Source organism: Streptomyces angustmyceticus, assembly GCF_040701845.1.
Taxonomy (GTDB): domain Bacteria; phylum Actinomycetota; class Actinomycetes; order Streptomycetales; family Streptomycetaceae; genus Streptomyces; species Streptomyces angustmyceticus_A.
In genome coordinates, this window is the sequence record NZ_JBFBHQ010000006.1 from 199,402 (window position 1) to 212,373 (window position 12,972).

Consider the following 12,972-nt stretch of genomic DNA (forward strand, 5'->3'; position numbering starts at 1 on the left):
CGGCCGGCGCACCACCCCGTACGCACCGAAAGGGCACTGAAGACCCGTGAACCCCCGCACCCCACGCCGCACCCTGCTCCGGGCCGGCCTCGCCGCACTTCCCCTGGCGGCCGTCGCACCGACCGCCCACGCCGCCGAGCAGACCGGCCGCCTCACCGTCGCCGACGTCTCCCGCTGGACCGACGCCTACCTGGAGGCCTGGCGGACCAAGAACGACACCGCCGCGGTCCGGCTGTTCACCCCCGACGCCCTGTACGAGGCGGTGCCCGGCGTCCCGGCGCAGACCTTCCGCGGCCGCGATGCCATCGGCCGCTACTGGCGCGACATCACCGCCGGCCAGAGCGAGATGACCGGCCGTCACGGCACCCCCGTCGTCACCGGGAACCGGGCGGCCGTCGAACTCTGGGTCACCCTGAAGGCCCCCGCCATCAACCCCGACGGCGACCACTGGGTCACCTTCCTGGAGAGCAACATCCTGCTCTTCGCCCCCGACGGCCGCTGCCGGCGCAACACCGAGTACTGGAACCTCCAGATGGGCCGCCTGGAACCGCCGCAGGGGTGGGGCACTGCATGACCGTCGCCCGCTCGCTCGTCACCGGGGGCCGCGTCCTGACCATGGACCCGGCCCTCGGTGAACTGCCGTCCGCCGACATCCTGGTGGAGGACGGCCGGATCACCGCCGTCCGCCCCGGCATCGACGCGCCGGGGGTGGACGAGCGCATCGATGCCCGCGGGTGCCTCGTGCTCCCCGGCTTCGTCGACACCCACCGGCACATGTGGCAGGCGGCGCTGCGCGGCAGCGGCGCCGACCAGACCCTCGACCAGTACTTCGCGACCGTACTGCACACCCAGGCCCCCCGGCTCACCGCCGACGACCTCCACCTCGGCAACCTGCTCAGCGCGCTGGGCGCCCTGGACGCGGGGGTGACCACCGTCCAGGACATCTCCAACGTCCCCAAGCCGACCGAGGAGCACACCGACGCCCTGCTCGACGCCCTCACCGGCTCCGGGCTGCGCAGCGTCTTCGCGTACGGACACGGCACGGCCCAGGACGCCCGCCGGGTCCGCACGGGCAGACTGCACGCCGGGGAAGCCCTGGTGACCATGGCGCTCAACGCCGAGGCCGGCAGCGACGAGACCATCCGGCGCGGCTGGTCCCTGGCCCGTGAACTGGACCTGCCGACCGCCCTGCACGTCCGGGGCGGCAGCCCCGTCTCCCGGCTGCGCCGCCTGGGCGTCCTGCGGCCCGGGACGGTGTTCATCCACGGCACCGGGATGGACGCCGGTGAGCTGCGGCTGATCCACGACAGCGGCGGGGCCCTGTCGGTCGCGCCCGCCATCGAAATGACCATGGGCCACGGGCTGCCGCCGTTCGCCGCGGCGGTGGCCGCCGGGCTGCGGCCCAGCCTCAGCGCCGACGTCGAAGTCGCCGCGGCCGGCGACATGTTCACGCAGATGCGGGCCGCCTTCCAGATCGGCCGCTTCGCTGCGCTGCAGGGCCATGCGGGCCCGGACGCCCCCCTGCTCACGGTGCGGGAGGTCCTGGAGTTCGCCACGCTCGGCGGCGCCGAGGCGCTCGGGATGGCGGACCGCATCGGCTCGCTGACCCCGGGCAAGCAGGCGGATCTGATCGTGCTGCGGACCGACCGGCCCGGTGTGGCGCCGGTGTACGACGCCGCCGCGGCCGTCGTGTCGTCGATGGACCGCGCCGATGTCGACACCGTGCTGGTCGCCGGGCGGATCGCCAAGCGGCAGGGGAGGCTGGCGTACGCCGGGCTGCCGGGGCTGCTGGCCCGGGCCCAGGAGGTGCGCGACCGGCTGGCCGGCTGACCCGCTGCGTCAGCGGCGGATCAGCACGCCCTCCTCGATGGCGGCCAGCGCGATCCGCAGCTGCTCGCTGAGGGCCTTCGCGGTGCGCTCCGGGATGCGGTCGACGAGGCGCGCGTGCACGGCGGTGGTGGCGCGCACCGCCGCCTCGGCGGTCTCCACCCCGCGCGGCGTGAGCTGCACCCAGCTGCTGCGGGCATCGTCCTCGGCCGCGGCGCGGGTGACATGGCCGGCGGCCACCAGGCGCTTGACGACATTGCTGGTGCCGCCGGAGGACAGCAGGAGGGCGTGGGTGAGGTCGGTCGGCTTGAGACGGTAGGGAGCGCCGATCCGCCGCAGGGTGGCGAGGACGCCGTACTCGGCCTGGGTGAGCCCCAGCTTCTCCAGTTCGGCACCGGCGGCGACATCGAAGGCCGAAACGAGCAGGGCGCTCCTTTTGGCCAATTCCAGGGGGAGACCGGCGATTTCGGGCAGCTCGTGTCCCCATGCCGAGATGATCTCGTCTACGTGGTCAGGCTCCACCGAGAACCGCCTTCCCTCTACCGAATAGCTCAGTCCAAAGATATCTCACCGTCCGGACAGGTGCGTTCTGACCTGGGGAGACCGTGTGACTGCCGCATGCAGACACCGTGAAAAGCTTTCCATCTACCTTTCAATATAGCTTTTCTCAATGCTTTCTCTCTATGCTTCTCGTATGGTCAAGCGTGAGTCCAAGCGTGCAGCGACCCTGACGGTGGCCCTGCTTCTGGCGCTGACCGGTGTCACCTCCTGCGCCGGTCGCGCCACGGACACCGCCCCACAAGGGGGCGAGGTGGCGGAAAAGCGACGCTCCACCCAGGAAGGAATCGTCGGAATGCGAGAGTTCAGCGCCGCACCGGACCAGCTGCCGTCGTGCTACCGCGGTGCCCGGGACGCCACCGCGTACCGTCTGCCCGGCTCCTCGGGCCGCGGCCGTATGGTCACCGTGGGCAGCGGCCCCCGCGGGGTGGTCTTCGCGCCCATCTCCTGGGGCGACGCCTGCGAGTGGGCATCCGAGGCCAAGCGGCTCGCGGCCGGCGGCTACCACGTCGTCACCTTCGACTGGGGAACGGACCGCCGCCGGACCGTGTCCGACGCCACCCGGCTGCTCCGTTCCCGCGGCACCTCGAACGTGGCCTGGGTCGGCGGCTGCATGGGCGGCACCTTGATGCTCGGCATGCTGACGGACCGTACCGCCCGCCCCATTGGCGTCGCCGGGATCAGCCCGCTGGCCTCACTGGGCGGCTACTCCGCCGGGAGCGGCGCCTCCTACAAGGGGGAACTGCTGCTCCTGGGGACGGCCGACGACCCGCTCTCGGACGAAGGGAAGCTGCGCGAGGTGGCCCGCAGCTTCCCCGAGGCCGAGGTCACCGTGCTGCCCGGCACCCTCCACGCCGCCGAGATCTTCACCGGCCCGCACGGCGACACGGCCCGGCGCAGCCTGGACGGCTTCCTCGACCGCACCTTCGCCCCGGTACCCGGCTGACCCCGCGGTGCCGCGGCATCGCGGCCCGGGGCCAGGGCCGGCCCGGGCCGCCGGACCCCCGGGCCGCCCCCGCCCCCGTCTCTGCCGGAGAAGTCGGAGAAGGAGCGAGGGCGGCGCCGGGCCGGACCGTCCGGGGGCCGGCCAGGGCTCGGTGGCGGATCAGGAGTGGGTGGCGAAGTCCTGGGTCCACCACGGTCCGTTGGCGCTGAGATTGACGCCCACGCCGGTGGACTTGTAGGAGCAGTTGAGGATGTTGTCCCGGTGGCCCGGGCTCTTCATCCAGCCGTCCATCGCCGTGGCCGGGTCCTTGGGGCTCTTGAAGATGTTCTCCGCCCAACTGGCCCACGGGAAACCGGCCTTGGTCATCCGGGTGCCCGGGTCGACGCCCTCCGGGGTGTTGTGCTCGTAGTAGTTGCGCGCGGCCATGTCGTCCGAGTGGGCCTGCGCCGCGGCCTGCAGTCGGCGGTCGACGCTGAGCGGCCCGCAACCGTGCTGCGCCCGCTGGGCGTTGACCAACTCGACGATCTTCTGCGCGAACGCCGCCGCGGTGCCCTTCGCGGCACCCGTGCCGGCCGGGGCGCCGCCCCCTGTGCCCGACCCGGGGCGGGCCGCGCGGGGCGTGACGCTCTTGGCCGGGTCCGCGCTGCCGCCGGTGCGGGAGGCCTGCGGCCGGGGCGTCGCGTGCCGCTTGCGGTGCCGCTCGGTCGCGGACGGGGAGGCCGCGGGCTCATGGCTCTTGGGCGAGCGCGAAGCGGTCGGCTCCGGGGAGGCGGGGGTGGTGGCGGCCGGAGCGGCCTGCGCGGCCCCGTCCGCCGCGAGCGCCCGGTCGGCCCCGGAGTCGGGACGTATCAGCACCACGCAGGACCCGCCCACGACGACCACGGAGGCCACCGCCAGCAGGGTGGCCTTCCGCCCGGGGCGGCTGCCACCGCGGTGCAGGCCGCCGTTGCGTCCGTGCCGGCCGCCCGAACGGCCGCCGCCGGCCGGGCCGGAACGCCGATGCGCGGCGGACGCGTCCGCCCGGCGGCCGTTCCCGGTCGGGGCCTCGTCGTGGAACTCGGGCTGCAGGTGGTGGTCGTTGTTCATGGTTCCGTTTCCTGTGGGGGTCGGGGATCTGCCGGCCGGCGGTGCCGCGCGGCGCATGGCCCGTACGGCGGTCCGTGGCGGCCGACACAAGGGGAGACCCCGGGGCCGGGCGCCGATAACGGAAAGCGGGAAAAAAGTTTTGCCGCGTTTTCCCGGGCGCCCCACAGCCCTCTCCGGGCCGGCGCCACGACCCCTCACCGGACCACGACTCGTCGGACGACGCCCGGGCCGTTCCCCGTGCGTCGTCGCTCTCCGGATCCGCGTAGGTTTTTCTGTTATCGCGACGAGCCCACGGGATCACCTGGGTGCGGGGGCTACGAGTACGCACGAACGAACAGGGATGAATGGGCGTGAAGCAGGAAAACGGGACGGCAGCCGTCGAGGCCGCCAAGGCCGGGGACGAGCATGCCCGGGAGGAACTCCTGGCCTCCTACCTGCCGCTGATCTACAACGTCGTGGGACGTGCACTGGACGGCCATGCGGACGTCGACGACGTGGTGCAGGAGACCATGCTGCGCGTCCTGGAGTCGCTGGCGGACCTGCGGGAGCCGGCGTCCTTCCGCTCCTGGCTCGTGGCCATCGCCATGAACCAGGTGCGCCGCCGGTGGACCACCGACCGCAAGGCGCCCCTCGTCGGCCTGGACCAGGCGCCGGAACGGGCCGACCGCTCCGCCGACTTCGTGGACCTGACCATCCTGAAACTGGGACTCTCCGGCCAGCGTCGTGAAGTCGCCGCGGCCACCCGGTGGCTGGACGAGGGGGACCGGTCGCTGTTGTCCCTGTGGTGGCTGGAGGCCGCCGGGGAGATCACCAGGACGGAGCTGGTCGCCGCCGTCGGGATCGGCTCACGTCATGCGGCGGTCCGGGTGCAGCGCATGAAGGAGCAACTGGAGGCCGGACGCGTGGTGGTGCGCGCGCTCGCGGCCGATCCGCCGTGCCCCGATCTGACCCGGTTGACGGCCACATGGGACAACGAACCCTGCGCCCTCTGGCGCAAACGCATATCCCGCCACGCCCGCCGGTGCGCGGCCTGCTCCGGACACTGGAAGGACCTGCTGCCCGCCGAGGGGCTGCTGGCCGGCCTCGCCCTGCTGCCGCTGCCGTCGCACCTCGCCCCGCCCGCCGCACCGGCCCCCACCGCCGCGACGGTGGCGACGACCGCGGCACCCGCGCACCACGGCTCCGGCATACCCGGCACCCATCCGCTGCCGAAGCGGCTGCCCCGGCCGCGCCGGGTGACGAAGGGCACCGCCGTCACGGGGACCGCCACCCTCGCCGTGGCCGTCGCCGCCGCCCTGTGGTGGTGGCCCGGTGCCCCGCCGGCCGACCGGAAGGCGGAACGGAAGACGGAGCCGAAGGCGGCACGCACGGTGGCCGCGCCCTCGCCGACGCGGCACCCCACACCCACCCCGACCCCCACGCCCTCGCGCACCGCGACCGCGTCCCCCACCCCGTCCGCGACACCGTCCCCCACCCCGCCCAGCCTCGAAGAACAGGCCACCGCACTCATCAACACCCGGCGGGCCCGGGCCGGCTGCGGGCCGCTGCGCATCGACCGCAGACTCCACACCGCGGCGCGCCGGCACTCCGCCGACATGGCGGCACGGCAGTACTACGAGCACGACGCCCCGGACGGCACCGGACCCGACGACCGGATCACCGCCGCCGGATACCAGTGGAGCAGCTGGGGCGAGAACCTCGACCGCGGCCCGCGCACCGCCGCCGCGGCGGTCAACGACTGGATGGGCGACGCCATGCACCGCGGCAACCTGCTCGACTGCACGTTCACTGCGGTCGGCATCGGCGTCGTCGAGGGACCGGGCGGACCCTGGTGGACCCAGGACCTCGCGGCGCCGCGCTGAGCTGCGCGCGCCGGGCACCACTGCCGACCGCGTTCCCGTGGGGTGGCCGGGCGGCGGGCGTGAACCCGCCCGCCCCGCCACCCGCCCGGCACCAAGACGCCCGGCACCGGGGCGGCAAGGCACCGCCGCCCCGGCCCAGCGGCAGGAGTGTGACGACAGGCCCTAGCGGGCCACCCGCCAGCTCAGCTTCGCCGACAGCTGTTTGCGCAGCGCCGGGTCACGGACCGCGGCCGTACGGTCGGTGGCCCTGGCCGTGACCGTATGGGTGCGACCGTCGTGCGGGACGCCGAGGGCCCGTACGACGACCGTGGACCGGCCGCGCGCGGCCTTGCGCTCGCGCCCGTCGACATACCACTTCACCTGCGCGGAGGCGGGTGCGCCGACCCGGAGACGGGCCGTGCGGGGCACGGCGCGGTCGGTCGGCACGGGGCTGCTCAGCACGCTCGCATAGCGGTAGAAGCCCGCGATCATGCCCTCCCGGCCGGGGAGGTTGAACTCCCGGCCGAGCGTCCGCATGATCGAGTTCTCGGTGGGCCGGTTGAGCCCGTGCTCGTAATAGCCGCCGCCCTCGAACGCGCCGACCGCACCGCCGTCCGGCGACTCCTGGCCGATCCAGCGGTACCACTTCTGCCGCTGTGCGGTCATCTGGTCGGCGGAGAGTGTGGTGAGGTTGGCCTCGGCGGGCTCGGGGCCCGAGTAGGTGCCGGACTCGCCGTAGTCGTACTCGTCGGCGAGCTTGCCGAGCGAATGGCCCGTCTCGTGCACCGCGATCTGGTCGGACCGGTCGTTGTCGGAGGAGGCGGTGGCGATGCCGTCGTAACCGACCTGCGAGGAGACGTCGTTGTAACCGGCGCCGCCGTACTTGGTGGAGTTGGCGAGCACTACGACGAGGTCGGCGGCCGGGGCCTTGGAGGCGTACGACTCGACCTTGCCGGTGTCGACGCACAGCAGCCGCTCGGTGCCGTCGCAGAAGAAGGCGGAGTCGAGGGCGGTGTCGCGGACCACGTCCTGGGTGGGGTCCCCGGAGACGCCGGACTCGTTGGAGACGGCGTCGACGGCCCAGACGTTGAACAGTCCGGCGTACGAGGCGTAGGGCTCGACGGCGGACATCTTGGCCCACTTGGCGCGGACGTCGGCGTGGAAGTCCTCCTGCTGGGCGGCGGTGTAGCCGTCGCCGACGAAGACCACATCGAGCTTGGTGCCGACCGGGCCGTTCTGCACGATCGAGGTGACATCGCCGTCGCCGGCGATCGCGGTCTTCTCGGCGGGGGAGAGCGGTGGGGAGGCCGGAACGGTGGTGTGCCGGGGGTGGCCGGTCGTTTCGGTGAAGTACTCGACCTGCTGGGTGCGCGGCCCGTGCGGGGCGGGGGACGAGGGCGGGGCGGCGCCTTGGGCGGTGGCCGCGGTGGCCGTTGCGGCCAGTGTCACCGTGGCGAGGGCGGCCGACACCGCGGTGCGTATGGACAGGCGTCTGGGGGTGTCCTTGGAGGTGCGTCTGCGCATGGGGGGTTCCTCCCGAAGCCCGCCGCACAGGCGGCGGGTTGAGCCGGATTCAGGCGCGCTCAACGTAGAGGCTCCGGGGGTTCCAAGCAACGCATGAGGTCCAAGTTTCGTAGTGGTCAGGCGAGTTGCGGGAGGAGCGGGGTGTCCCCGGTGCCCCTTCCGGCGCGGATACGTGTATGTGGCGTTGTGGGGGGCGGGGCAAGCGCGGGGGCGTGCGCGCCTGGCGCGGTGTGGTGGTGCAGATGTCTGTGTTGTGTCACATCAAAGGGCATTTCCCCTGCCAAGGGGTGACGGGCGGTCAATCTATGGAGGCCCGGTCAAACCGGCCGGGCGTCCGGTTTTTGGGCGCCCGCACAGGGCTGCCCCTTGCAGGAGGTTCGATGTTCCCCAACGCTTCGCGTGTTGCCATGGTGGTCCTGGGCTCCGCGGCCCTCGCAGCCACCGCCGCCCTCCCGGCCACCGCGGCCGGCCACCATGCTCCGCACCCCACGCGGTCCGCGGTCGTGCTGGGGGCGGTCCAGTACGACAGCCCCGGACGGGACGACCGCTCCAACCGGAGCCTGAACGCGGAGTGGGTGACGGTACGGAACACCGGCCGCACGCCCGTCAACATCAAGGGCTGGAGCCTGTCCGACAAGAGCGGGCACACCTACCGCTTCGGCAACCTGCGGCTGAACGGCCGCAGCCAGGTCCGGGTCCACACCGGCATCGGCCGCGACAACCGTCATGACGTCTACCAGAACCGCCGGGCCTACGTCTGGGACAACCTCCGGGACGAAGCGACCCTGCGCAGCGACCGCCACCGGGTCGTCGACACCGTGGCGTGGGGGCGCCGTCACTGACCCGGAACGCAGGTGACCGGTGAGGGGGTCGCCCCTCCCTCACCGGCCGGAGCTTGTGCCACCCGGTGCGCCGCAGACGGCCTGTCTGCGGCGCACCGCCGTGCGGGAGCCGCCGAACGCCGCACGGCTCACACCTTGATGATCAGCTTTCCCCGCACATGCCCCGCCTCGCTCAGCTCCTGGGCCTTCGCGGCGTCGGCGAGCGCGAAGGTCTCGACGACGGGTATGGCGAGCTTGCCCTCGACGGCCAGGCGGGCGTGCGCGGCCATGATCGCCCGAACCTGCTCCGGTGGCGTACCGCCCGCGGAGAAGACCACCCCATGGTCCGCGGCGTGCATATCGGCGATGGTGACGATGCGGTCGGTCGTGCCGCCGCGCAGGGCGATCGAGACCGGCAGCGCGTCCTGGCCGGCCGCGTCGAGGACCGCGTCGACGCCCTGCGGCGCGGCCGCCCGTACCCGGTCGGCCAGGCCCGCCCCGTAGGCCACCGGGACCGCGCCCAGGGCACGCAGGAAATCGTGGTTGGCCGGGGACGCCGTGCCGACCACGGTGGCGCCCGACGCCACCGCGAGCTGGACCGCGGCCTGGCCGACGGCCCCCGCCGCACCGTGCAGCAGCAGCGTCTCGCCCGTCATCAGGCCGAGTGTGCCGAGAACCCGCTGCGCCGTCTCGCCGGCCACCGGGAGGGCGGCCGCGGCTTCGAAGGAGAGCGCGGCGGGCTTGCGGGCGACGTGCTCCGCGAGGGCGTACTCCGCGTAGGAACCCGTGCTGGTCAAGCCGAAGACCTCGTCGCCGACGGCGAGCGCCTCTCCCGAGAGGGGCCCGTGGCCGTCCGCGTCGCCGATCGCGTCCACCACCCCGGCGAACTCCAGCCCCGGCACGGCGGGAAACGTCGTCGGGTAGAAGTGCTCCACCCACCCGTAGCGCCGCTTGTGGTCCAGCGGATTGACGCCGGCCGCCACCACCTTCACCCGTACTTGCCCCGGTCCGGGCACCGGCTTGTCGGTGTGCCCGAGGGCGAGGACGTCAGGTCCGCCGAATTCGTTGTAGATGATCGCTCGCATGGAGGTCTCCCCGTTCCAGGCATGGGATATGGGACTCATCGAAGGTGTGGACCGCAACGGATGCACGGCTTCAGCTTCGGGTGCGAAGAGCGGCGCTGCGCCGGCCATCGGGACAGTTGGGCCTGGCCGAACGGCCGGGCCCCGCCCCGGCGCGTCTGGCTACGCTGAGGCATATGGAGTTGACCGGATCCGTGCCCGCCCTGACCGCCGCGTACGAGGTGATCCGCCAGCCCCTGGGCGAGATCCTGCCCCGGCTCTCCGCCGTTCTGGCCGGATCCGTGCCGCACCGGGCGGTCGCCGAACTCTCCACGCACTGCGCGCACTCCCCGTTCAAGACGTACGGCGATGCGGAGCTCACCGGCCGGCTGTCCACCGCCCACCTGGCGCCGCTGCTCGCCTCGGGCATCCCGGTCCGCCCGTGGCAGGGCACGCTCGCCGGCGTCGACCTGCCCGTCCTCGCGGTGACGAGCCACGCGACCCTCCGGGGCGCCGTCCTGCTGCTGGTCAGGGACGGTGACGCCGCCCCGGTCGACGAACCGGCGGCCGTCCTGGTGCAGGCCCTGTGGGACGTGGTCACCAGCCACTTCGACCGGTTGGCGGCGGAGGCCGTGCCCGGTGCGCTGGCCCGCTCGCGGACCGCCGCCGGGACCCGGGCCCGGGTGATCGCGGAACTGGGCGAGGCCTGTTCGGCCGCGCTCACCGGGGTGTTGGGCGTGCTGCGCAGTCGCACCCTCGACGATGCGGCGGCCCGCGCCACCGCCACGGACCTGGCGGTCTCGGCCCTGGTGGAGCTGCGGGCCGAGGCGGAACGGGACCAGGAGATCGCCGAGGAGCCGGCCGCACAGGCCTTCGCCCGGCTCGCCGACTCGCTGCGGCCGCTGGTGCGTTACAGCCCCGTACGGCTGGAGCTGGGCGCGCCGGACTCCGCCCGGACGGTGGCGGCCGACGTGGCGCACACCGCGCGGGCCGTCGTGCGGACGCTGCTGCTGAGGGTGCTGGAGCAGGCGGAGGTGAGCCGCGTCCACATCGGCTGGCAGCTCACCGACGACGTACTGCGCGCGACGGTGCGCGACGACGGGCCCGGCACGCTCACCCGCGACGAGGTGGCGCACGGCGGGGTCCTCGCGCGCCTCGACGTGCTCGACGGGCGGCTGGACGTCGACGCCGTACCCGGGTGGGGGACCACGGTCTCGGCGTCGATCCCGCTGCGCATCTCCCCGGACCCGGCCCCCGACCCGCTCACCTCGCTGGGCGAGCGGGAACTGGAAGTGCTGGCCCGGCTGGCGCTCGGCCGCCGCAACCGTGCGATCGCGCAGGAGCTGCACATCAGCGAGTCGACGGTGAAGTTCCATGTCGCCAAGATCCTCACCAAACTGGGCGTCGGCTCACGCGGCGAGGCGGCGGCGCTCTTCCACACGGTGGCGTAACGGCTGCGGGCCGGGTGCATCGGCTGCCCCGTGGCGTGCCACGAGTGCGTCGACAGGCGGCCGGCCGTCGTGGTGCCCGCGGACCCGGCGCCGGGTCACGGACGGTTCCCCCGGGCGCGGTTGCGGAAGGTGGCCGGGGTCTCGCCGGCCCGCTGGCGGAAGAACTTGGTGAAGACCGTGGCGTCCGGGAAGCCCAGCCGGTCGCCGATGGCGGTGGCGGTGAGGCCGGTGTGCACCAGCAGACGCTTGGCCTCCAGGAGGACCCGGTCGTCGATGTAGCGCTTGGCGCCGCACCCGGCGGCGGCGTGGGCTGCGCGGGTGAGCGTGCGGACGCTGTAGCCCAGCTTCCTGGCGTACTCCTCCACCCGGTGGCTGCGGGCGAAGTCGGCCTCCACGGCCTGCTGGAAACTCCGGAAGGCCGCACTGCCCGCCTCGTCCCCGCCCTGCGCGCCGCGCACCTGCGCCAGCCGCAGGACGAGGACGGCGAGCAGATGGCGCACCACCTCCAGATGCACCTCCAGCGGCAGGCCGGCCAACTGCCGGTACTCGCTCTCCAGCAGTTCCAGGACGCGCCGTACGGCATCCCCCTCCGCGCCCTGCGGGGCCAGGGGCCGGGTCCCGTCCAGCCGGTCGACGCGGGCGGCATCCGCGGTGGCCGGGCTGAGGAAGCCCGGCAGGAACAGGACGATGGTGCCCTCGGCCCGGGTGAGGTCGGACCGGTACTGACTGATCTGGCCGGGGCGCACCCACAGCCAGCTGCCCGGGGTCAGCTCGTGCTCGGTGAAGTCGACCGAGCAGCGCAGGGTGCCGGTGCGCACCGCGATCAGCTCGTGGAAGGCGAGGCGTTTGGTCGCGTACGGGTCGATGCCGTGCCCCTGTGCGCGGGCGAGCAGATCGGCGAAACCGAGGACCTCCGCGCCGGGCGGGGCTCCCGCCGAGGCCCGGAAGGGGACCTCGGTGACATCAGACGGTCCGTTTCTGTCCATAGCGTGTCCTCAGCGTACTGCTTCGAAGGGGCGACTCGCGCCTAGCGTGAGAGGTGACGAGGCCGGTCGGGCCACGTGCGGGCGGACGCGACCCGAATCCGGCATGACGATGCGGTGACCGAAAGGTCCAGTGCACCTCCACCGGTGCCAAGGCTCTGCCGGCCTGCCGTGCACCGGCCTGCCGTGCACCGGCCTCGGCACCCACCGTGCACCGGTCTCGCACCGCCCGGGTGCCGTCCGACGAACCGAGGAGCTGACCACTGTGCGACTGATCGTGGGGATGACGGGAGCGACGGGCGCCGTGTTCGGCGTCCGGCTCCTGGAGGCCCTGGCCGAACTGCCGGACGTCGAGACCCATCTCGTCCTCTCCCGCTGGGCGCGGACCACCATCGAGCTGGAGACCGGCCGTTCGGTCGCCGGGGTGAGCGCGCTCGCCGATGTCACCCACCGGCCCGAGGACCAGGGCGCGACCCTCGCTTCGGGCTCGTTCCGCACGGACGGCATGGTGATCGCGCCGTGCTCGATGAAGACGCTGGCGGGCATCCGGGCCGGCTATGCCGACGGGCTGCTGGGGCGTGCTGCGGACGTGGTGCTCAAGGAGCGCCGCCCGCTCGTGCTCGTACCGCGCGAGACACCGCTGAGCGAGATCCATCTGGAGAACATGCTCGCCCTCGCACGCCAGGGCGTGCAGATGGTGCCGCCGATGCCCGCCTTCTACCACCACCCGCAGACGGTGGACGACCTCGTCGACCACCTCACCGCGCGGATCCTCGACCAGTTCGGCCTGCCCGCGCCCGACGCCAAGCGCTGGGAGGGCATGCGCGCCGCCCGCGCGGTCAAGCCCGCCGCCTGACCCCCGACACCCCCGCCC

The 12,972-nt window shown here is 73.4% G+C and carries 12 protein-coding genes; 7 read left to right on the top strand and 5 right to left on the bottom strand.

Annotated features, from left to right (window positions below):
• The first annotated feature begins 46 nt into the window (after window positions 1–46).
• A complete protein-coding gene (locus tag AB0411_RS16450; protein ID WP_366417974.1) occupies window positions 47–574 on the top strand; it encodes a nuclear transport factor 2 family protein in 528 nt (175 codons plus the stop codon).
• Entirely contained in the window at window positions 571–1,830 is a 1,260-nt protein-coding gene (locus AB0411_RS16455; protein WP_366417975.1) for an amidohydrolase family protein, read from the top strand. The genes AB0411_RS16450 and AB0411_RS16455 overlap by 4 nt, the downstream gene beginning before the upstream one ends.
• 9 nt (window positions 1,831–1,839) lie before the next feature.
• Here AB0411_RS16455 and AB0411_RS16460 read toward each other — a convergent pair whose 3' ends face one another.
• Window positions 1,840–2,349, bottom strand: coding sequence for a MarR family winged helix-turn-helix transcriptional regulator (locus AB0411_RS16460; RefSeq protein WP_366417976.1), 510 nt, complete (start codon window positions 2,347–2,349; stop codon window positions 1,840–1,842).
• Between the two features lie 172 nt (window positions 2,350–2,521).
• Between AB0411_RS16460 and AB0411_RS16465 the strand changes: the two genes are divergently transcribed.
• The gene (locus tag AB0411_RS16465; RefSeq protein ID WP_366417977.1) at window positions 2,522–3,331 is read left to right on the top strand and encodes an alpha/beta hydrolase; all 810 of its coding nucleotides are present in this window, start codon (window positions 2,522–2,524) and stop codon (window positions 3,329–3,331) included.
• Window positions 3,332–3,490: 159 nt separating this feature from the next.
• On the opposite strand, the gene AB0411_RS16470 is transcribed toward AB0411_RS16465, so the two are convergent.
• Entirely contained in the window at window positions 3,491–4,417 is a 927-nt protein-coding gene (locus AB0411_RS16470; protein ID WP_366417978.1) for a CAP domain-containing protein, read from the bottom strand.
• Between the two features lie 344 nt (window positions 4,418–4,761).
• On the opposite strand from AB0411_RS16470, the gene AB0411_RS16475 reads away from it, so the two are divergent.
• A complete protein-coding gene (locus tag AB0411_RS16475) occupies window positions 4,762–6,279 on the top strand; it encodes a sigma-70 family RNA polymerase sigma factor (protein WP_366417979.1) in 1,518 nt (505 codons plus the stop codon).
• Between the two features lie 162 nt (window positions 6,280–6,441).
• On the opposite strand, the gene AB0411_RS16480 is transcribed toward AB0411_RS16475, so the two are convergent.
• Window positions 6,442–7,782: a M64 family metallopeptidase gene (locus AB0411_RS16480; RefSeq protein ID WP_366417980.1), complete on the bottom strand. Its 1,341-nt coding sequence runs from the start codon at window positions 7,780–7,782 to the stop codon at window positions 6,442–6,444.
• Window positions 7,783–8,162: 380 nt separating this feature from the next.
• Between AB0411_RS16480 and AB0411_RS16485 the strand changes: the two genes are divergently transcribed.
• A complete protein-coding gene (locus tag AB0411_RS16485; protein ID WP_366417981.1) occupies window positions 8,163–8,624 on the top strand; it encodes a lamin tail domain-containing protein in 462 nt (153 codons plus the stop codon).
• 128 nt (window positions 8,625–8,752) lie between these two features.
• Here the strand turns inward: AB0411_RS16485 and AB0411_RS16490 are convergent, their stop codons facing one another.
• On the bottom strand, window positions 8,753–9,688 hold the full coding sequence (locus tag AB0411_RS16490) for an NADP-dependent oxidoreductase (protein WP_366417982.1): 936 nt from the start codon (window positions 9,686–9,688) through the stop codon (window positions 8,753–8,755).
• A 173-nt stretch (window positions 9,689–9,861) separates the two neighbouring features.
• On the opposite strand from AB0411_RS16490, the gene AB0411_RS16495 reads away from it, so the two are divergent.
• Entirely contained in the window at window positions 9,862–11,115 is a 1,254-nt protein-coding gene (locus AB0411_RS16495; protein WP_366417983.1) for a LuxR C-terminal-related transcriptional regulator, read from the top strand.
• A gap of 95 nt (window positions 11,116–11,210) precedes the next feature.
• Here the strand turns inward: AB0411_RS16495 and AB0411_RS16500 are convergent, their stop codons facing one another.
• The gene (locus tag AB0411_RS16500; RefSeq protein WP_366417984.1) at window positions 11,211–12,101 is read right to left on the bottom strand and encodes an AraC family transcriptional regulator; all 891 of its coding nucleotides are present in this window, start codon (window positions 12,099–12,101) and stop codon (window positions 11,211–11,213) included.
• Window positions 12,102–12,363: 262 nt separating this feature from the next.
• On the opposite strand from AB0411_RS16500, the gene AB0411_RS16505 reads away from it, so the two are divergent.
• Entirely contained in the window at window positions 12,364–12,954 is a 591-nt protein-coding gene (locus tag AB0411_RS16505) for a non-oxidative hydroxyarylic acid decarboxylases subunit B (protein ID WP_366417985.1), read from the top strand.
• Window positions 12,955–12,972 lie beyond the last annotated feature (18 nt).